The organism is Teredinibacter sp. KSP-S5-2 (assembly GCF_032773895.1).
Lineage (GTDB): Bacteria > Pseudomonadota > Gammaproteobacteria > Pseudomonadales > Cellvibrionaceae.
Map to the genome: position 1 here is coordinate 2,042,715 of NZ_CP120416.1, position 20,305 is coordinate 2,063,019.

Genomic DNA, 20,305 nt, shown 5'->3' on the forward strand with positions numbered 1-20,305 from the left:
TTATTTACCTACTTGGTTTATTCCCACATTTAATAATTCGTTGTATGTTGCAATGGCTCGTTGAACGCTTTCAATCTGGCGAGTCGTTTCCATCAAGCTAACCATTTCCGCCCCTGTATCAACATTGGATTGCTCCAGAGCGCCTTGAGCTATTTGATAGGAGGAGGCGATGCTAATCTCCCCGCTGGGTTTATATAATCCATCTCCTATCGGTATTAATTTGGAGTCGTCTTCGATGGAGTACAGAGTGATTTTTCCAATGTTCTCATCATTCTGGATAATAGTTCCATCAGACATAATATTCAGTTCATGTGTATTGTTTAACTCAATTGGACCGTTCTCTCCAATTATCGGTAAACCAGATTTTGTCGCCAGGTGTCCGTCTGCATTAACTGTCATGCTTCCATTTCGGCTCAAATAAATTTTATCGCTCTTTTTAACGCCTAGCCAAACATCTCCAATAATCGCTATGTCCAAAGGTCGATTGGTCACATTGAGCGTACCATTACTTCTATCAACCTTCGAGGTGGTTATAATTTCGCTGCTAGAATCATTTAACATTCTGTTAAATGAACTACTATCTATACTACTTTTTATACTTTTGTATCCGGGTGTATTTACATTTGTAATATTTTGAGAGATAGAGTTCATGCTATCTATTCTTGCTCTCATTATCTGAGAGAGGCTCATTATCTGCTCGCTCACTATGCAGTAACCTCTTTGTTGGTTAGGTCAATATTAATTAGGCCTGACGAAACTATTTTTCCATGGCGATCAACTTCTTGAGTTGAAACTACTTTTAGTTGAGGGCAGGCTCTCGAAAAGACTTTTTTTAATACTGGCCGAATTGTTGGAGCGCACAAAAGCACCGGGTGCTTATTCTCATTAAGTTTTTTCTCACACTCTCTAGACATTTCCTTGATAAATTGATCTAACTCCGAATGGCTAAGCCCTAAGCTTGAATTCTGCGTTGATGTTCGACTGGAAAGAATTCTATGTTCAAGGCTTGGCGCAAGTGTTATAACGTTTAATTGGCCGTTATTATCGGATAGCGTCCGGCATATTGATGTACTTAATTTTTCTCGAGTTTTTTCTACAAGGTATTCAATTTCTTTGCTTACCCGACCCTGATCAACAAGAACTTCTAAAATAGACTCTAGGTTTGCAATAGATATTTCTTCAACAATTAATCCTTGTAATACTCTTTGAATATCAGAATATGTTAATATTGTTGGTATGAGTTCGTCAATAAGGGTTCCTAGATCTTCTCGTCGACTTTCTACTAATCTTTCGGTTTCTGCTCGAGTAATAAATTCAGCTGCATTTCTTTTACTAAGCTCTTGTAGGTGGGTTACTAGTACGGTTTCGGGTTCAACAAGAGTATATCCCGCTGCATGGGCTTGTCCTTTTTGCGTTTTGTCGATCCATTTTGCGGCAAGACCATAAGTCGGCTCCTTGGTTTCCTCTCCGTCGATTTCTATCTTTGTTCGACCAGATTGTATTGCTAGTAACTTTGTTGGCTTGATTTGCCCAGCTGCTATCTCAACTCCAGATAGTTTTATTTTGTATTCTGAGTAGGGTAGAGAGTTATCCTTAACAGCAGAAAGTGTAGGTACTACTATCCCATAGTTTTCGACAAAATGAGTACGCAGTACTTCTAGTCTCTTCTTAAATTCGCTCGTCTCATTTAGATATTCTTCTGCCAAATCTGTTGCTAGCAGTAGTTCAAATGGTTTGGGTTTAATGGACTCGTAAACAGATTGGTTGTCTTTTGAATAGTCATCTTCACTGAGATTGTTTTCGTCAGTAGCGTTTTTTCGTTTTTTGTGTGAGAAATATGCCATTAGTGATAGTGAGATGAGTATGACAAGTATAGGAAAGAGCGGCATCCCCGGGACCAGAGCAAGACCTCCTACCGCAATTGATACTATAATCAAGGTTTTAGGGTAAGCGGAAAACTGTTTGGTAATTTCATCTGACAGGCGTGCATCTGTTGCTGCGCGAGTAATGATAATTCCTGTGGATACCGCAATGATGAGAGATGGGATTTGAGTCACAATTCCATCTCCTACTGTAAGTAAAGTATATACGTGTAAAGCTTCCCCCCATCCCATTCCTTTTTGGGCTAAGCCAATAGTTAACCCTCCAATAATGTCAATGATTATGATGATTATGCCTGCTATCGCGTCACCTTTTACAAATTTTGAGGCCCCATCCATTGCTCCATAAAAATTAGACTCTTTTTCAAGTTCACTCCTTCTTTTTTTTGCTTGCTCTTGATCTATAATTCCCATATTTAAGTCAGCATCTATACTCATTTGTTTACCAGGAAGAGAATCTAGAATGAATCGAGCTGCTACTTCAGCGACCCGTTGAGCTCCGTTAGTAACAACAACAAATTGGACTACTATTAGTATAAGAAATACTACCAAGCCTATTATGTAGTTTCCTCCAACCACTTGGTTTCCTACAGCATCAATTACTTTTCCCGCTGCGGCATCATCTAAAATAAGTCTAGTTGCGGAAATGTTAAGTGATAAACGAAATAGGGTTGTCATCAGTAATAACGATGGAAATGTTGAGAACGAAAGTGGTTTGTCTGTGTAAAAAGTTACCAGAAGTATCAGTAGGGCAGTGCAAAAGTTTATCAGTAATAAAAAATCTAATGCGCTAGGTGAAATTGGGGTAAATAAAATTAAAAGTATTCCCACCATGCATATGATTAGTGCAAACTCATTGATGCCATTGAAGAGTGCTGATGTTGTTTTCTTCATTTCAATTTTACCTTGGAGCTAGGTAGGGATATTACCCACCTGTAGATTTCAGCTACTTTTTTCTGGGAGCTTGTCGGGATCGGTTCTCCTATATTGACAGATCTATATATTTCTCTGGTCAATGCCGGTTGGCGAAATATGGGAACTTGATGTCTGCGCGCAATTCTTCTAATTGATGCGGCTAAGAATCCCTTGCCTTTGGATACGACAATTGGAGCGGGCATAACTCCTGGTTTAAATTGTAGGGCTACTGAATAGTGGGTTGGGTTGGTTATAATTACATCCGAATTTTTTGTGTTTTTTATGCTTGTTGCACGTGTTAACAACTCTCTTAATATTTTTTTTCTTTTGGCTTTTATTTCTGGGTCGCCTTCTCTTCGCTTGTTTTCATCTTTGATTTCTCTGGTGCTCATACGCATTTGTCGGCCAAACTCTTTTTTTGAGTACCACAAATCAAAAATGGAAAAAATAAAAAAAACACCTAATAGTGAAAAGACCAAAATAGAAAATGAGTCTCTCCAGTTTGTGAGAACACCTATCATAGTTTGGTGGTTGTTGATAAGTATCTTGTGGGCGGTGTATCTCCATATAATATAAGTGACGCCGACAAATGAGATGGTTTTTAAGCCTAGCAATATGACATCAACTAAAGATTTTCGAGAAAATATCTTTTTAAACCCTTTGTCAGGGCTTATTCGGGAGAAGTCTGGTTTTAAGGAAAATGTTGAAAAAACCGGGCCAACATGTATAAGAGTGATCAGAATAGATGCAACTAGCCCAGATAGTATGATTGATAAAGTTATTCGTGATATTCCTGATAGATAGCTAACTAGGTGATTCCATAGGTAATGGTTTGAAGTTGCAAGATTGTTTGCATTGACTAACCACCATTTCAGAAAGGAGCTTAGATATGCTGCACTGCTCCCTACTGTTGCTATCAATACGGTAAATGAGGCAATCATACTAAAAAAAGAAGGAAGCTCACTACTTTTGGCCACTTGTCCTTTTTTTCTTGCCTCGGAAAGCTTAAACGGTGTTGCCTCGTGGTCTTTATTTAAATCGCCTGACATATTAAATCCTAAACATCATATCCCAAGAATTTAGAGAGTCGGAGAAGATTCTATATATTGGGATAGAAGCATTTTGCAGGAACCATGATAGCGTAATCATTCCTATTGCAATTTTTGCGGGTAAACCAATGAAATATACGGGAGTTTTAGGCAGCGATCGGGATATAAACGCTAAGGTTATGTCTACAAGCCATAAGATGATTATTACTGGGCTTGCGATTATGAACCCTGTTGTAAAGTGAGCACCCAGTATTTTAATCCATGAAGAGTTCCAGTCAAATGCTATACCAGGAGGAAAAACCTTTATTAGCTTGGATAGGCCGATAAGTAACTCGTGGTGAATATTTGCAGTAAAAAAGATGAATAGTAATGCTAACGTCAGTATTTGAGGGGTGGGCCCCGAGGAATTTTCGGTATTAGGATCAAAGATTGCAGCAGCCGCAAAGCCAACTTGCATATCAATTAATTTGCCGGCTGAATGAATGGCTGCATAAGCAGTATGGTAGCTAAAAGCTAGTGATATTCCGATAAGAAACTCAAGAGTAATCAGGCCAGCAAGGGGAATGCTGTTAGATGCGACTGACTGAGCGTTGATGGCTGAGCACAGGACCATAGATAGACATATGGTTAAAAACACTCGAACAAGTACTGGGGCTCGCCTAAAGGGAGGCGGGGGGGCCACAACAAACAATGGAAGCAGCCTCACACTAATTAGAGCTGTAATAATATATTGAGTAAACATAATTTACCCGCTAGCCGCGTATCGAAATGCGTTGCGAGTAAATTCCGCCAAAACATTGAGCATCCAACCACCCATCATAAGGGCAACAAACACGGAGGCTATTATTTTGGGGACGAATGTTAAGGTCATTTCTTGGATCTGGGTAACGACTTGGAAAATGCTAACAACTAATCCAACAGCTAAACTAGTAAAAAGCATAGGCGCAGAGACTTTTGCTGCAGTGAGCATCGTCTCGCTCAAAAGAAAAAGCGCGGTTTCCTGTTCCAAGTAAATCTCCGTAATGCCAGTATATCTTTGTTGCTTTTTAGGTAAACAAAATAACTGAGTGTATGCTCATCAAGTAAATATGGTTCGGTTCAGGCAAAATTTAAAGCATGGGAAATGCTTACTAAACACCGGGGGGGGGGACAAGATCCAAACTCCCTTTATTACTTGCCTTAACATAATTGATAAATATCTTACCAAATAAGCTATCAAAAAGATTATTCGAAATCAAGGCTTATATGATTTTGGTTTTTAAAAATGTTATTTGGGGGGAGACCTAATTCGTGGTTCACAGCTTGTGTTTATAGCGTTGACGTATGATTTGAACTTAATGTTGATTTTTTATGTAAGAGAAAAGTATTGATATTGGTTGGTGGGCTAAGAAATTTGTTGGAATATGATGGTTTTACTACTATGTCAGCATTTTTATGATTTCCTTCATGTGATCTTTTAGTTTTGGGGAGTTTTCTATTGAGGTAGCTATAGTTGTGGCAATTTCTTTAAAGTTTGGATGATCGAGAATTTCTTCTCCAAACTCCCAGATAACAATTTCCTGAACTACTACTGTTGTAATTGATGATGACGGGATTTTTGCTATTCTATCTCTTATCCTCTTTTTTAGTTCTGTTTGGCTTTTCTTTACTTGTTCAACTGTTTCAAGTGATGGTGAGTATTTTTTATGGATAGATTGAGCCTTTGGTGTCGGCTCCGATTTGTTTACCAGGCTCTGAAATATTGAAGATAGACGAGAGGAGTCGATTTTAGACATATTTATTCTCGCTATACAGACTTGTCTCGGTATGCGCCGAGGAATGTGCTGTCACTTTCTATTGGTTGTTCTGTTGCTGACTCATCAGATCCCAAACTATCTATGATGTTTTGTATGGAAACATTTAATGCTGGATTGTCCTGGTTTTCTTTTTTTCCTTGTTCAAGTAGTTCTAGCCCTCTTTCAATTTTGTCTTCGCATATTGCAGTAAGACCAAGGCAGAAAGTCTTTATATATTGGCTGGATGTTTTCTCGATAAGTGACGTCCAGGTAGCAATAGCTTTATCCAACTCTTCTTTATGGCCATATAGCAATCCTAGTTGCAGAGATGCCATTTCAAGGCTTGGGTCTAAATCTAGGGCTTTCTCCATGCCTGCCTGAGCCCTGTCATACATGCCAATTTCTGCGTGCTGAGCTGCAATTAAATAGATAGCTAAAGCATTATTTGGTTCTATTTGAACGCATTTGTTTAGGAGGTCTAAGGCTTCGGTCGATTTGTTTTCCTGTATGTTCTTCATCGCAAGATGAAGTAGTTCTTCTGCATCTAACACGTGAGTTTCCTGTTGTTAGTTAAGGGAATTGCCTGGGTTTGAATTTTATGTGGAAAGCTCAGCTAACCTTAGCTGTATAAGTGTTTCAAGAGAGGTTCCAAGTTTGTCATTATGACGTTTCTTTACTTCTTCAAACAATGAGGCTGCTTCGTTTGTTTTTCCTTCGTTGCTAAGCAGCACCATGTTAGCATATATTTGATTGGCTCCATCGGGGGATAGTTTCTCTGCAAGTCGGATATGGTGCTCCGCCTTTTGTTTTTCACCCTGTAATGCGTAAATAGATGCTAAGGCCCCATGTGATTCACCAAAGGTGGGGTCAATCGCATATGCTGATTCAAAGGCTTCCTGTGCTTTGGTAATATTATCTTTCATTAGATAAATCCAGCCGAGGATATGCCAGGAGCCAATATGGTCTGGTATGTACGCAACAGCTTTGAGAAGAGAGCTCTCAGCTTCTTCAAATCTAAAATTGTGAAAATCTATCAGTCCTAGGGAGCTCCATGCCCTGCCACTCTCGGGGAGAATTGTGGTCGCTTTCTGCAAATCTGAATATGCGTTTTCATATCTTTGTGATGCCATATCTAATGTGGCTCGGGCAAGTAAGGCATTAAAGTTATCTGGCGAGCTGTCCAGGCACTCTTTGGCTAAGTTTCTTGCTTCGTCTTCTTTTTCTTCATCCGCATAAATAAGTGATAATAAACCCATAGCGTCGTAGTTACGAGGGTCATCTTGGATGACTTTTTTCAGGCGTTCAATTGCTTCGGGTTCTCTATCTAGGTTTTGAGCGCATCGAGAAAAAAGTATGTTAATCTCACTTCCGAATGAATCTGGAATCTCGATTTTTGTTAAGGTATCGATTGCCTTTTGATACTTTCCTCTTAGGAATTGGGTGTAGGCAAGATTATATAGTGTGGGAGAATTGTTTATACCGAGCTCAATAGATTGCTCAAATGCTTCCTCTGCTAGTTCCAATTTGTTTTCTGCCAAATGTAAAAAGCCTTTATGTGCGTGTAGATTGGCGTTTTCAGGGGCGAGGGCTAATCCTTTCTGAACAAGTCCTCTGGCTGTGTCTAGTTCACTAAGGTCGACCGCAAGTATTATGCTATCATATATGAGATTTAAGTTATCTGGAGTATATTCAAGGTACTTAAGATATCGATCTAACTTATCTTGGTTTTGTCTTGCTTCAGAAGGATCAGTGTTCAAAAACTATTTCCTTTGTCTTGTTCTTCCACTACTCCCGCACTGCAAGCGCGGAGCGCCTCTTTTATGCCAAAGACTGTACTCATTATGTATTACTAAATCAAGGGGGGGGCTAAAATGTACCGAATACATACTATATGGCTGGGCTGGGGGAGAGCTGGGCAGAGCCGCTGATTCTTTGGTACGCTCCTTACCGAGTTCTCTATCACGCGTTATACATAGGTTGATTTGGATCAACAACATTTGATGGGTTACGGATTGGCTTATTTTGTAGGCCAGCTTAGTTTAACAATAGAAAAATTTAATAGTTATTGCTGATGTTTTATTACATAAATATATATTTCTGGTATGTCGACACAAGCAATAGTGGCATGCATGTTTTATGACGAAGGGATGCTCACGTATCGTGGAACTAGATATGAGCTTGGTATGGGAGCAAGGTTGATTTGCCTCTTATAATAAAAGACTTTCATCGACAAAATATACTCTCAACGCGTGAAATAGAGGCTTGCGTGCGAAGTTTGCCCTCAGAACACGTTAAAGGACTAAAAGGAATAGTGTTTAAGCCTGCACGTGAGCTTGGGATATTTGGGATTCCCATTCATCAAGGATGTAAAGGAGGTTTCTATCCCGAGTTTTATACGATAGTAATATTTGATTTGGTCGATCGGAAAACTGCTGAGCATGTGTTGTATCATGAAATTGGTCACTATTACTATCACTGTAAAATGGACTCATATACAAAAAAAGAATGGACCGCTATATATAATGCCAACCGAAAACCTGTTTCTAGCTACGGGAGCAAAAACTGGGTTGAAGACTTTTCTGAAGCCTATGCTTATTTTATTTGCCAGCCTGACAAGCTCATGGCAAATAATTGGAGAAAATATATCTTTTTAAAAAGTAGGGTGTTTAACACGTAATACCTGCTCTTTTAACTCGGAGTGTAAATAGTTATCTCTGTATATATTAGAGAGTAAGTTATTCCTTTAATGCCGGATCGCTTTCAACTTGTAGTGATGCTATTTACCAGTTACATGGAATGCTGGTGGCAGATGAATCATTTGGTCTGCGCGATGCTAAATGGTTTTGAGTTTATATTGTTTCAAACAGCGAACATCAACAGCATTATTCGTCTATAACTAAACCTAGGGCGTACTAAAAACTACCCATATTAAGTACTGCATGCATTGCGAAATAATTGAATACGCCTGAGGGGGGATGGCGCAGATTTTATTTGATATAAGCTGCGGTGAATAATACTTTCTGTTTTTATTCAATAGACTTGTTGTTGGTTGAGGGATTTATCCGATGAAAAGTGCGAGGGCGTCTCAGTCAGTTAAAAAAAGCGAAGGGCAATCCAGTCGAAATGGAAAGACTGTTTCTGCTTCGGGTTACCATCGACAAGGTTCTAATCTGGGGAATCGCTCACTCGAATCACTATTGAAATCACGGCGTGACGCCAGTAGTGAGATGATGTCACCCAATAACGCACGTCCTTTTTCCCGATTGAGTGAATTACTAAAAAGCGGATGTTCCGGAAATTCGTTATCGGTTGGTGAGCGTCAAGGTATGGAGGTCAGCCTTGGGCTGGATTTAAGTGCAGCACGGTTACATCAGAACGATAACGTTAAGCCTGTATTGCAGCAGGCGGGAGCTCATGCGCTTTCTGTGGGCAAACATATTTTGTTGTCACCAGGGTTAACCGGAGAAAACAAAACCCGCGCCATTAATCATGAGCTTGTGCATACGGCGCAAGCGAATATGGCCAGTCCGAATTTAGCGAGCCCTATTGTTCTCGGCAGTCATCGAGCCGAGCATGAGTTCCAGGCTAATAATTTGAGTCGACTAGATAACGGTAAGACGTCGGCCTTTAGGCTTAAATCCTCTTCGCCCAATGTGGCTCGTCGTCAGTCGCCAAATGAAACAGGTTCACCTCCTGTGTCACTCCCTCAGCCTGACCCGGCCCAACAATTTAACCCGGTTAATTTGATATTTAAGCCTGGCGCACCTTGGTTGGTTATTGCAGAAGAAGGGGCAAGGCATGCCGATGTTGCCTATGAGCTTTATGGTGTGGATATCTCGTCCATCATGGAGCCAAAGAAAATGGAAAGCGTTTTCGGGTTGAGATATTTCGAGGGCCACTATCAATATGAAATTGTTCAGGGTCTGTTGAAGAGCAAGTACCTCAATCAGTTTCAGCAGAAAATGGGCAGCATGTTGGATGATGATGTACGACGGGCCAAAAGCATACTGCTCAATACTTATATTGATAGTGATGAAGAAAACACTTTGATGGGGATTGTTCGCTATTGGGCAAAAACCAAAAACTGGGTTGCCCCGGACGGTAATTCCTACTTTGATTGCTTTTTAAGTCGTTTAAAGAACAGTAGTCTGCATACAAGTTATTTGTTCGGATTGCATACAAGAAACAGTCGCTCATTCCTGGATGAGCTGTATGACAACATTGAGGATGATACAGGAGAACTGAATACGCTCATCGCGCAGAACAGTATCAAGCATGGTGGTTATCGGCCTTTCTGGCATCAGTATCGAGAAAAGCAGGCGGGAAGATCGCCCGCTGGTGATGTGAATAATGCGCTGGTGAATCGCTCGACGAATATGATTTTGAATCGTATTGAGGGTTATACCTCCGGTGCAGATAGTACCACTGTTGCGGAAGTCTTGACTGGATTACCCCCTCGCGAACAGTCTGCGGTGCTGCGCCAGATAATGTCCCGTCATGATGAGGCTAAATTCTCTATTCCCTTTACGGATATCGGTTTGGTTGGTCGTTTTGGTGAGCCGACCAAACAACACATGCTCTACTATTTGTTTGAAAACTTAGATGACGGCGACAAACAGCGTGTAGCGGAATCACTGCAAAAAACGGGCGTGATGTCGGCGGATGCGATTAAGCATTACAAAGGTGGTCGCAGTTGGGCAGGGCAGTATCTGCCAATGACTACCTATTGGGGCTCCCAGGCCACGCAATTTTATGCGGATAAAGCAGTGCAAACGGATAACCCTCTATGGATGGTTCCAGGGGCCTTTTCCGCCCTTTGGACCCCCGAGACGGCAAGTCAAACAATACTGACTTTGGGCACGGCGGGCCTGGGTGGCGCCTTAGCCCAAGGACCAATGTGGCTACAAAAAACAGCGCTAGTACTTGGCACTGGCTCTGCTGCTTACCAGGGAACACTGGCGATAACGGAACTCATTACTGGTCGTGATGCATATACGGGTAAACCGCTTGACCAAGTAGAGATGATAACGCGAGGTATTATGGCCGTCGCGAATGCCATTTTTGTGGTTGCGGGTTTTTACGGTGCCAGGCAACTTGCTGGTCGTCCGACAACTGCTTTGGCAAGAGGGAATGGAACGGTTAACAGTGAGGTTGGGGCTGGCCCTCGCTCAGGAAGGCCTTTTGCGGGGGATGGGGTTGAAGTCAAAATTTTATCCTCCGATGGTTCTGGTAATGTCCAATTTATCGCTCGACATACCAGCGGGGACATAGCTATCGGACGAATTAATATGTCTACCGGGAATGGGTCTGCGGTTATTAATGGCTCGCGCACAGTCACGATATCCGGTGGTGAAGTGATTCCGCCCAGGCTTGCACTTACAGCAGAGCTTGGTCCTCAACAGTCAACGGCTTTAGTACGATCTCCCTCCCAAATGGCTCTAAGCGGAAATCAGCCGATTATCGATTTGGCTCCCCTGCCTGGCGGTGGTTATGGATTACCGGGTAGATCCCCTGCGGGGCTATTACCAGCGGGTTCCAGCACCGCTTTGACTCGCCCGCATTTGGGTTCACGAATTATATTGCCTTCGCTCGCACCTGCACCGGGGCAGGCACCTGTGTATTCTTTACCTCTGGGCAATCAGGGGCAGGGCGGGGTTATGCTGATGAATCGAGGGCTGCAGCCAAACGATTTTGCCAATAACGGTTTTAGAGGTTCGACAATTGCAGATGACCCCACTCAGATGCGTTTATGGATGGCCGCAGAAAGGCAACTGGCAACGTCGCCACGTAACAACGCTTATAAACGCTGGCTAACGGCAGTAAGGGACGGTTCTGTTCATTCGTGGTCCAGTGAGGAACTCGGAAAGGTTTATTCTGCAATGTGGGATAAATACAAAGTGTTGGCCAGGGCTGAAGGAATTGATGTTGCCACCATTCACCACTGGAACTACAACAAAAGTGACTTCCCGTTGCAGGTGGTGGACCCGCGTCACCTGATGCCAGTTTATGGGCAAGACTTGTTGCGGGGAGGTTACCATCCGGTACATCAAGGCGGTTTACATCCGCTGACGACCAGTGGCCATCCAACTAACGATCCTGTTGCTCCGATCCATGTTATTCCTTTGGAAAACTATAATGTCCCCGCGCCGAACTTGAATTACCCTGGTATGCCGGATTGGTGGCATCCGCCTATGGCTCCACCAGAGCAAATAATGCCGTTTGGTTGGGACCCTTATTACCCTCCGCTGGGAAACTGGCCTCCGGAACTAATGCAGCTTTATCCTTTTTTAGCACCTAGATAAATACGTAGAAATTATTGATTGGTGTTGTTTGGCTGCGGTCGTTCGCGACAGTTTTTGCGTATGAAACTTGATTGGACTCTGTCAGTCTAATCCCCTCGTTAATATCCAGATAGACCAATTTTACCTAGGAGTTTTATGAGCAAAATATGCTATGTCCGAATGGATGAAGTTACGCCAGACCAGTTTTTACCGTTATTAAATAAACAGAAGATCCGAACTCACTTGATCAAGCATCATTTATTTGACGAAGAAACAACGAAGGAGTGGATGGCGGATAAAGTAGAAATGGATTCAAACCCAAAGTGTCGAGTTCGTGCCGTTATAGTGGACTCCTGTTTGGCCGGTTGGTGTGGTATTCAACTTGAAGAAGGGAAATATGAAATCGCTATTGTTTTAGATGATGATTTTTGGGGAGCAGGCAAACGCGTGTTTCAGAAAATAATGGAATGGGCTCGAGAGTTTAAACATCAAACCTTATTGATTCATTTTTTAAATACCCGTCCTAAATATAAGTTTTTGCAGAAGATGGCGAGAAGCGTGTGCGAAACGGAACTCATGGGGAATAAGTTTACAACCTACGAATTGATTGTTTAGGGAGTTTAATTGGAATTAATCACTTGTCTGAAATAAATCTCATCTTCATTTATATTCATAAATATGCATCCCAAATACTTTCAACTACCCACTTGTAGGTAGTTGAAAGTATTTTTATTTCTTGTTCCTGATGTCTGATCCTGTCTGTGTGTCCTGATTTCTCGTTTCTCAATATGTAGGCGTTTTCTGTTTTCTTTTAACGAGATTGATTTTCTGTTCGTTTTAAATGGCAGATGTCGAGAAATGAGTCGTGTTTATGGAAGTGTTATTTGAGAGAGTCTTATTTTTGTGAAGATTTTACAAATATTTTACATTCTGATATTGACGTATTTTTTTAAGATTTAATTGTTTGCACTGGCGGGGTTTTCTTGTCTAAAAAACAGAATAACAGATTTTTTTAGTATGAAAAGTAGAAATTAAAGTTGTTGGTGCTTTGGTTGTGATGCCGTAATAGTTGTTGTTTGTGCATGCAGAAATAATGGGTTAACAGAAATCTTGTGTCTGTTTATCCGTGAAATTTATTGTTGTGTGGTGAGTGTTTATCTTCCTCTTTCGGCATGTTTGTTGTGTTTTTGTAAAATAACAATGAAATGTGAAATCGATTCATTGTTCTTGCTGTTGTCGTTTGTTAAAAATGGCTGTCTTTGTGCAAGCTATATAAATAAAAAAATTGTCTTGTAAAAACAAATTGGTCGATTTTCCATTGGACGCACATATTTGAAGGCCAGGATTGAGGGGTCTCTTAATTCTGTGGGCTGAGCTTGATTGAAATAAAAGTGTAATAAAACTGTAATAATAAGAGAGTGTTATGAAGATTTTTCGCTTCATGTTTGTGGTGTTGTTTGGTGGGGGTTATGTTTTTCAGCCAGTGTCTGCACAAAACTCTCCTAACTTGTTTGATGTGTCTGGTGAAGTGGCGGTTTTAAAAGCAGGATTTTTATCCGATGGCAGCTTGGATATCAAAAATGAAACTGTAATTCCCGGCCTTGGGTACTTAAAAGTACTACAGAAAGAAAGCAATAGTGAGAGTGAAGTCATCTATGGTTATTTGCGCAGTGATGTTAGTCAGGATCATTTTGAATATATTAATACTACGATTGGTGTAAACAAAAAAAACAGGAAAATTTCCGCACACTTCGAAATTGAGGGCAAGCAGTACACGCTAAATGCCACAAGAACGGGTTATCGATTTGTTCATAAACCAAAACCCGAACTGCCTGAGTTTGATCGGGAGCTGCCCGTGAATCATAGGGTTTTAAATGAGAGTATGCTGCGAAAAGAGGCGGTTGGCAGTGGGTTGCTTGGTGCAGAGACGGATATGAATGGCAACATCGTCATTGATGCATTTATTGGTTTTTCTCAGTCTGCTGCAGACGTCGTCGGAGATATTGATGCAGAAGCGGCTATGCTGGTGGGCTCTGTTAACAGCGGTTTAATGAATTCAAATATTCAAGGTATTCGTCTTAACCTTGTTGGGACTGGTATTCATTCAGAAAACCCGGGAATAGTGGTTTCGGCGCTCAATGATGTTGAAAATTGGTTTCGCGCCGATATCGAACGTTTATCACCAGATTTTGTTGCATCTGTTCAAATGCCTACAGGCGCTGCCGGGGAGGCGGGCGGTTATGCTTATGTTCCTGGCTATGTTCAAGTGGTTGGTCAGCCATGGCCAAATGCTTACCGTCACGAGGTTGGCCACAGTATTGGAGCTTCCCATTGTCAAAATGAAGGCGGATCACCGTGGAGTTACGGATATGGGTTTGATGCTGGCGGTAGCGATAAAACACATATGTGTGGTAATACCATTAATTATTACTCCAACCCGGAAGTTACTTTTAATGGACGAGTATTAGGTCGACCTGACACAGAAGATATGGCCAGGCTATGGCGCGAACGTGCAGCAGAAATATCAATGCATAGAGTCAGTCTCGCAGGGGGAAATTCGTCAAGTAGCAGTACTTCATCTAATTCGTCGAGTAGCAGTTCAGCCTCTAGTTCTTCAAGTGGCGGTTCAACTTCAAGCTCTTCATCCAGTTCTTCGAGCAGTAGCTCATCTTCAAGTTCGTCAAATAGTAGTTCTTCTGGTTCGGGGTTGGCGTCACCCAATTCCGGTGGAGGGAGTTTTTCCTGCGTAATGTTTTTGTTGCTGCTTTGTGGTTTTTTTAGAAGGCGGTAAAAAAGAGGTTAATCTGACATTCCTTTAGGTAAAAAACTCCAAGTTTTTGATTGGGTGATTGCCTGAGTAATTGCTTTTAAAGCAGTGAATGTTGGGGCGACAAAGTAATAATAATTAAATGATAATTATAAGAGAAACATAATATGAAAAATTTACTTGTTGCACTCACACTTTCTAGTGGGTGTTTTATCGTTCACAACGGCTACGCACAAAGTTCACCTAACTTGTTTGATGTGTCTGGTGAGAAAGCAAGTTTAAATGCTGCTTTTTTGCCCGATGGCAGCTTGGATATTAAAAATGAAACAGTGATTCCCGGATTGGGTTATTTAAAAGTACTGCAGAAGGAAAGTGCAGGTGATAACGAAGTTATTTATGGTTATTTGCGCACTGATGTCAGTCAGGATCACGGTGACTATATCAATGCAACAATTGGTGTTAATAAAAAGACAAAAAAGATTTCAGCGCACTTTGAAATAGGGGGAGAGCAATATGCGTTAAGTTCTTCTCCCTCGGGATACCGATTTGTTCACAGACAAAAACCTGATACGCCACTATTCGATCAGGAACTGCCTGCTCCTCCCAAAATGAATATGCAAAACAAAGTAAGCAAGTCTGCGGTAGATGCTGACTTAAGTCGTGCGGAGATTGATGCGAATGGCGATATTGTTATCGATGCCTTTATCGGCTTCTCTCAAGCTGCGGCAAATGCAGTGGGAGATATTGATGCTGAGGCGGCGATGCTCGTGGGGTCAGTAAACAGCGGGTTGATTAACTCCAATATTCAAGGTATTCGTTTGAATCTTGTTGGGACGGGAATTCACCCTGAGAATCCCGGTGTTGTGACTTCCGTTCTCAGTAATGTTGAAAATTGGTTTCGCGCGGATATCGAACGTTTATCGCCAGACTTTGTTGCATCTGTTCAGGTTCCTACCGGAGCGCCAGGTGAGGCGGGAGGTTGGGCATATGCTCCCGGTTATGTTCAGGTGGTCGGGCATGCCTGGCCAAACGCGTATCGCCACGAGGTCGGCCACAGCGTTGGCGCATCTCACTGTCAGGCAGATGGTGGTTCAAGGTGGAGTTATGGTTACGGTTATGACGCAGGTAACGGCGACAGAACCCATATGTGTGGCAACACCATTAACTACTATTCGAGCCCGGATGTTACTTACAACGGAAGAGTGTTGGGACGACCCAATATGGAAGATATGGCGAGATTGTGGCGTGAACGTGCTGCGGAAATATCGATGCACCGGATCAGCTCAACGGGAGGCAGCTCGTCAACTAGTAGCTCATCATCAAGCAGCTCTTCTTCGAGTTCTTCAAGTAGCTCTTCCTCAAGCTCAAGCTCCAGTTCTTCATCGTCAGGTGGTGGAGTATGCAGCTCAAGCCAATACGTAGGGGGAACGAGCTACTCAGTTGGAGCGTTGGTGCAAAACCGGGCCAATGAATACCGCTGTACGGTGAGCGGTTGGTGCTCATCCACTGCATCTTGGGCATATGAACCTGGAGTAGGCCAATACTGGACTATGGCGTGGGATTTAATTGGCCCGTGTGGTTCAAACAGTTCCAGCTCATCAAGCTCAAGTTCTACATCAACCTCAAGTTCAAGTTCAAGCTCATCGAGCTCGAGTAGTTCGTCTTCGTCGAGTTCCGGCGGTGTAAGTTGTTCTGGCTTAGTTCTTTGGGATGCGGCGACGGTATACTCTGGTGGAAGCCGTGCCCAGTTAAACGGCGTTCAGTACACCGCAAATTGGTGGACGCTAGGCGATAACCCCGAGCAAAACTCTGGTCAATGGCAAGTTTGGACGAATAACGGAAGTTGTTTGTAACCATCCATATTGTTTTTTGTTAGCTCTAAGAGCTGTTTGAGATTTGTGAATTAGTAACCCTTGTACCAAATCTCTTTTTTCGGCATCCATTTTGGGTGCCGTTTTTTTAATCTACCTTTTTACACTCTGCTTATTGGCTGTGAACGGCAATCTGAGTGTCGATGATTGATTTGTTTTCTGTCAATTCCACTAAATAAATTTATATTCTAATGCATGCATAATGAGTGCTAAAGTCTTGTCCCATTACTTGACCTTAGTCACTTGTATCGTAGGTCAAGGTTTTTTCAGACAAGTATCTCTTCTATTTATGTTTACAAAGCAAAGAGTGGAGATTACTGGCTGTAAGTTTCGGGTTAAATCATTCGCTATTACCAGTCTATTTGTGGTTTTTTCTGGTAATGCGTGTACTTGTTTTGGTTGACTCAGTTTTCCTGTTTGAGATGTCTATGGTGAAGGCCGTTTAACTCCGAACAGACATTCGATCAGTGGTAAGAGAAAAAATGAAAAAGATGTTTTGTGCTCATCTTCTATTTCTTTGTGGTTTCTTTTTTGTTCATCAAGGTTATACGCAAAGCCTACAGAATCTATTTAATGCTTCTGGGGAAAACGTTACTTTAAATATTGGCTTTTTATCCGATGGTAGCTTGGATATACCGGATATTAGTACCATTCCAGAGTTAGGATATTTAAAGGTATTAAAAAAAGAATACAGTCAGGACACGCAGATAATATATGGTTTTTTGAGTGATTTTAACGGTGAGGATCACGGCGAGTACATCAACACTACGATCGGTGTGAACAAGAAAAATAAAAAAATTTCAGCACATTTCGAAGTTGGGGGAGAGCAGTACACTTTGACTTCTTCCGAATCTGGATACCAATTTATTCACAGGGCAAAACCAAAAGCACCTCTATTTGATCAGGAATTGCCAGTTGGGGAGGAGGTATATCGAAAGCAGGTTCTGCAGAAGCAAAAAGCAAGCAACGGGATTGTTGCTGAAACAGATGAGGAGGGCAATATTGTCATTGATGCGTTTATTGGTTTTTCCCAAGCAGCTGCAGATGCGGTGGGGGATGTTAATGCCGAGGCCACAATGTTGGTGGGTTCGGTGAATAGCGGTTTGATTAACTCGGGCGTTGAGGGAGTTCGGTTAAACCTCGTCGGTACCGGGATTCATCCCGAAAACCCGGGTGTCGTGACTTCAGTTCTTAATGATGTCGAAATCTGGTTTTACGATGATATAAAACGTTTACAGCCGGATCTGGTTGCATCTGTTCAGTTTCCCACTGGAGTTCACGGTGAGGCGGGGGGATGGGCGTACGCGCCGGGTTATGTGCAAGTTGTTGGGCATATATGGCCAAATGCTTATCGTCACGAAGTCGGACATAGTGTCGGAGGTTCTCATTGTCACGAGGAAGGTGGGTCGAGTTGGCGATTTGGTTACGGATACGACGCTGGAAGTGGCGATAAAACTCATATGTGCGGTAACACTATAAACTACTATTCGAGTCCGGATGTTACTTTCAATGGCCGTGTTCTAGGCAGGCCGGATTCAGAAGATATGGCCCGTCTATGGCGCGAACGTGCCGCGGAAATGTCGATTCATCGAATAAGGTCTGATGGGGATGGTGCTTTAGTGAGTAGCTCATCATCAAGTTCATCCGGTAGCTCATCATCAAGTTCATCAAGCAGCAGCTCATCATCAGGTTCGAGCTCCTCTTCCGCTGGCTCTGGTGGGGGTAGTCTATTTTGGATAGTGCATCTGTTTCTATTATTAGTACTACTAAGAAATCTCACTCGTATTTTTGAGTAAAAACCATTCTTTGGTCCACGGTTATTCTTGTCTGAAATGCGCTCTGCGTCTTTGAATGATTTATGTCTCGAATGCCTATTGATTGTAATTTAATTGCAATGTTGGTGGCTTGTGGATTTGTTTTTGAGCGCATTATTCGTGGTGTTATATTATAACAATACTGATTCATTGCTTATATAAACTCTATTTAGTTCTCAAATAGGTCTTTTCCTTATCGTTTATTGCCACTTTTTTCGTAGTCGATCAATATTTGATGCTGTATAGTATCGCGCCGTTCGCCTGCGGGCCTTTGTCGCTGTTTATATTAGGCTCTGAAATTAAATAGCAGCTTTAGGACAAAAATGTTCTAAGCTTTATGTAATGGGCTCTTGCTTTTTGCTGAGTACTGAGAGTTTAAAACTAGGAAACTATTCGTGCGATTATCCCTACCTGATAAAAGTCTGATTTTCTTGTTGATGGTCACCATTGGCTTGATTACGTGGTATCAGAAAGGGATGGAACGGATAATGGCTATTGATTTAGCAACCCCTGAGTTCCCGATACATTTGATTGATGACCGGGGTGTTGGTGGTAAAAGTGTCGCGACTTTTGAGACCACAGATAAAGGCCAGGTTTTGGCGTGTCAGTTAAGTAAAGAGTACCAATGGCCTTTCTGTGAGATTAGTGTCAAGTTAGCGGAAGATGATAACCCTGTTGATATTTCCAGATTTGACTTCATTCGTGTGCGAATGAAGGCCAGTGGCCCGGGTATTCAAAACGTTAAAACCTACTTGCTTAACTATGGCCTGGAGTACTCGCGTCCAGGTAATTCCAATACTCGAAAAATTAATCAGGTTCAGTACGATCCATCAAAAGAAAGTTATCCTCTGGATATTCCATTAAAAAGCTTTGCTGTTCCGCCCTGGTGGGTTAATGAGATGGGACTTTCTCCTTTGCAGGCTGCCCCAGAGTTGGATCGTGTTACACACTTACAAATTGCTACTGGTGATTATCGTTCTGAGGGTTACCACGAACTCCTTATCGAATCGATTGAGTTGCATGGGAAGTGGTTGAGCTATGGCCAAGTGGCTTCAATCATCATTATTATGTGGGTGGCTTTTGGTTTCCTCGTTTTAGTTGGCAATATTATCGCTGCTCAACGCTCCGTATCCAGCGAGAGAAAGACCAAGGAAGTATTACAGGATATTAACTCGGCCTTATCGATAGAAAAAATTGAACTGCAGGAACAGGCCAATAGAGACCATTTGACTGGTGCGCTTAATCGCATGGGATTGAGAAGTCATTTATTACACCTGATTGCACGTAATCATCGAGATAAGAGTCGCTTTTCTTTGATATTTATCGATATAGATCATTTCAAAAATATTAACGACAGCTACGGTCATGACCTTGGTGACCAGGTTCTTCAAGACTTCGCTCAATTAGTCGAACAGAAAATTCGGGTTGAATACTTCTTCGGCCGCTGGGGTGGCGAAGAGTTTGTGCTGCTTTGTCCTGACACAAACCTTTCTCAAGCGAAAAAAGTGGCTGAGAATCTTCGTTTAATTATTCTTACCCATAAGTGGCCAGAAGGGTTGCAGCTTTCAGCGTCCTTTGGTGTGGCGGAAATTCAAAAAGCGGAAGACATTTCCAGCTTGATAAACCGTGCCGATTCGGCGCTATACCTCGCTAAATCCCAAGGGCGAAACAGGGTTGTGGTGTCATCGGATACTCAACCTATCGAAGAAAGCTAGAGTAGCTTATTTCTTATAGCTATTAGAAATTTACGAAATAGACTTAAATATTAATTTCTAATAATGCCGAATATGTGTCCAAATTCTCTTGATTAATCCGCTCGCACGCCGGCATTATAGCTACTGCCCGATGAGCCGGCCGCGATTTTACAGTCCAGATTACTCATCTTTGCCCAGTAAAACCTTTAATAATTTCAATAAGTTGGATGCTGGGTCTCGGAAGGTTCATTGAAAGCAT

At 42.1% G+C, this 20,305-nt stretch carries 15 protein-coding genes; 7 read left to right on the forward strand and 8 right to left on the reverse strand.

Annotated features, from left to right (window positions below; genetic code table 11):
• The 8 genes from P5V12_RS09205 to P5V12_RS09240 all read right to left on the reverse strand — a co-directional run bounded on the left by P5V12_RS09205 (window position 1) and on the right by P5V12_RS09240 (window position 7,376).
• Window positions 1-705: a flagellar hook basal-body protein gene (locus tag P5V12_RS09205; protein ID WP_316957059.1), complete on the reverse strand. Its 705-nt coding sequence runs from the start codon at window positions 703-705 to the stop codon at window positions 1-3.
• The gene (locus P5V12_RS09210; protein ID WP_316957060.1) at window positions 705-2,774 is read right to left on the reverse strand and encodes a flagellar biosynthesis protein FlhA; all 2,070 of its coding nucleotides are present in this window, start codon (window positions 2,772-2,774) and stop codon (window positions 705-707) included. The genes P5V12_RS09205 and P5V12_RS09210 overlap by 1 nt, the downstream gene beginning before the upstream one ends.
• Entirely contained in the window at window positions 2,771-3,844 is a 1,074-nt protein-coding gene (locus P5V12_RS09215; RefSeq protein WP_316957061.1) for an EscU/YscU/HrcU family type III secretion system export apparatus switch protein, read from the reverse strand. The genes P5V12_RS09210 and P5V12_RS09215 overlap by 4 nt, the downstream gene beginning before the upstream one ends.
• A gap of 1 nt (window position 3,845) precedes the next feature.
• Entirely contained in the window at window positions 3,846-4,586 is a 741-nt protein-coding gene (locus P5V12_RS09220) for a flagellar biosynthetic protein FliR (RefSeq protein ID WP_316957062.1), read from the reverse strand.
• Window positions 4,587-4,589: 3 nt separating this feature from the next.
• Complete coding sequence (fliQ, locus tag P5V12_RS09225) at window positions 4,590-4,853, reverse strand: flagellar biosynthesis protein FliQ (protein ID WP_316957063.1); 264 nt, start codon at window positions 4,851-4,853, stop codon at window positions 4,590-4,592.
• Between the two features lie 409 nt (window positions 4,854-5,262).
• Window positions 5,263-5,619: a hypothetical protein gene (locus P5V12_RS09230; protein WP_316957064.1), complete on the reverse strand. Its 357-nt coding sequence runs from the start codon at window positions 5,617-5,619 to the stop codon at window positions 5,263-5,265.
• A gap of 11 nt (window positions 5,620-5,630) precedes the next feature.
• On the reverse strand, window positions 5,631-6,170 hold the full coding sequence (locus P5V12_RS09235; RefSeq protein ID WP_316957065.1) for a tetratricopeptide repeat protein: 540 nt from the start codon (window positions 6,168-6,170) through the stop codon (window positions 5,631-5,633).
• A 45-nt stretch (window positions 6,171-6,215) separates the two neighbouring features.
• Complete coding sequence (locus P5V12_RS09240; RefSeq protein ID WP_316957066.1) at window positions 6,216-7,376, reverse strand: tetratricopeptide repeat protein; 1,161 nt, start codon at window positions 7,374-7,376, stop codon at window positions 6,216-6,218.
• Between the two features lie 443 nt (window positions 7,377-7,819).
• On the opposite strand from P5V12_RS09240, the gene P5V12_RS09245 reads away from it, so the two are divergent.
• The 7 genes from P5V12_RS09245 to P5V12_RS09275 all read left to right on the forward strand — a co-directional run bounded on the left by P5V12_RS09245 (window position 7,820) and on the right by P5V12_RS09275 (window position 20,067).
• The gene (locus P5V12_RS09245; RefSeq protein ID WP_316957067.1) at window positions 7,820-8,296 is read left to right on the forward strand and encodes a hypothetical protein; all 477 of its coding nucleotides are present in this window, start codon (window positions 7,820-7,822) and stop codon (window positions 8,294-8,296) included.
• 388 nt (window positions 8,297-8,684) lie between these two features.
• A complete protein-coding gene (locus P5V12_RS09250; protein ID WP_316957068.1) occupies window positions 8,685-11,921 on the forward strand; it encodes a DUF4157 domain-containing protein in 3,237 nt (1,078 codons plus the stop codon).
• 135 nt (window positions 11,922-12,056) lie between these two features.
• A complete protein-coding gene (locus P5V12_RS09255) occupies window positions 12,057-12,515 on the forward strand; it encodes an N-acetyltransferase (protein WP_316957069.1) in 459 nt (152 codons plus the stop codon).
• An 808-nt stretch (window positions 12,516-13,323) separates the two neighbouring features.
• Entirely contained in the window at window positions 13,324-14,691 is a 1,368-nt protein-coding gene (locus P5V12_RS09260) for a hypothetical protein (RefSeq protein WP_316957070.1), read from the forward strand.
• A gap of 143 nt (window positions 14,692-14,834) precedes the next feature.
• The gene (locus tag P5V12_RS09265; protein WP_316957071.1) at window positions 14,835-16,520 is read left to right on the forward strand and encodes a hypothetical protein; all 1,686 of its coding nucleotides are present in this window, start codon (window positions 14,835-14,837) and stop codon (window positions 16,518-16,520) included.
• A 500-nt stretch (window positions 16,521-17,020) separates the two neighbouring features.
• A complete protein-coding gene (locus tag P5V12_RS09270; RefSeq protein ID WP_316957072.1) occupies window positions 17,021-18,334 on the forward strand; it encodes a hypothetical protein in 1,314 nt (437 codons plus the stop codon).
• Between the two features lie 413 nt (window positions 18,335-18,747).
• Window positions 18,748-20,067 (forward strand): diguanylate cyclase, encoded by a 1,320-nt coding sequence (locus P5V12_RS09275; RefSeq protein ID WP_316957073.1) that lies wholly within the window; start codon window positions 18,748-18,750, stop codon window positions 20,065-20,067.
• The last annotated feature ends 238 nt before the right edge of the window (window positions 20,068-20,305 follow it).

What these genes read in the sequence shown, in the direction of transcription:
- P5V12_RS09210 (WP_316957060.1), bottom strand. Translation starts at nt 2,774, where the DNA reads ATGAAGAAAACAACATCAGCACTCTTCAATGGCATCAATGAGTTTGCA.
- P5V12_RS09215 (WP_316957061.1), bottom strand. Translation starts at nt 3,844, where the DNA reads ATGTCAGGCGATTTAAATAAAGACCACGAGGCAACACCGTTTAAGCTT.
- P5V12_RS09220 (WP_316957062.1), bottom strand. Translation starts at nt 4,586, where the DNA reads ATGTTTACTCAATATATTATTACAGCTCTAATTAGTGTGAGGCTGCTT.
- P5V12_RS09230 (WP_316957064.1), bottom strand. Translation starts at nt 5,619, where the DNA reads ATGTCTAAAATCGACTCCTCTCGTCTATCTTCAATATTTCAGAGCCTG.
- P5V12_RS09250 (WP_316957068.1), top strand. Translation starts at nt 8,685, where the DNA reads ATGAAAAGTGCGAGGGCGTCTCAGTCAGTTAAAAAAAGCGAAGGGCAA.
- P5V12_RS09255 (WP_316957069.1), top strand. Translation starts at nt 12,057, where the DNA reads ATGAGCAAAATATGCTATGTCCGAATGGATGAAGTTACGCCAGACCAG.
- P5V12_RS09260 (WP_316957070.1), top strand. Translation starts at nt 13,324, where the DNA reads ATGAAGATTTTTCGCTTCATGTTTGTGGTGTTGTTTGGTGGGGGTTAT.
- P5V12_RS09265 (WP_316957071.1), top strand. Translation starts at nt 14,835, where the DNA reads ATGAAAAATTTACTTGTTGCACTCACACTTTCTAGTGGGTGTTTTATC.
- P5V12_RS09270 (WP_316957072.1), top strand. Translation starts at nt 17,021, where the DNA reads ATGAAAAAGATGTTTTGTGCTCATCTTCTATTTCTTTGTGGTTTCTTT.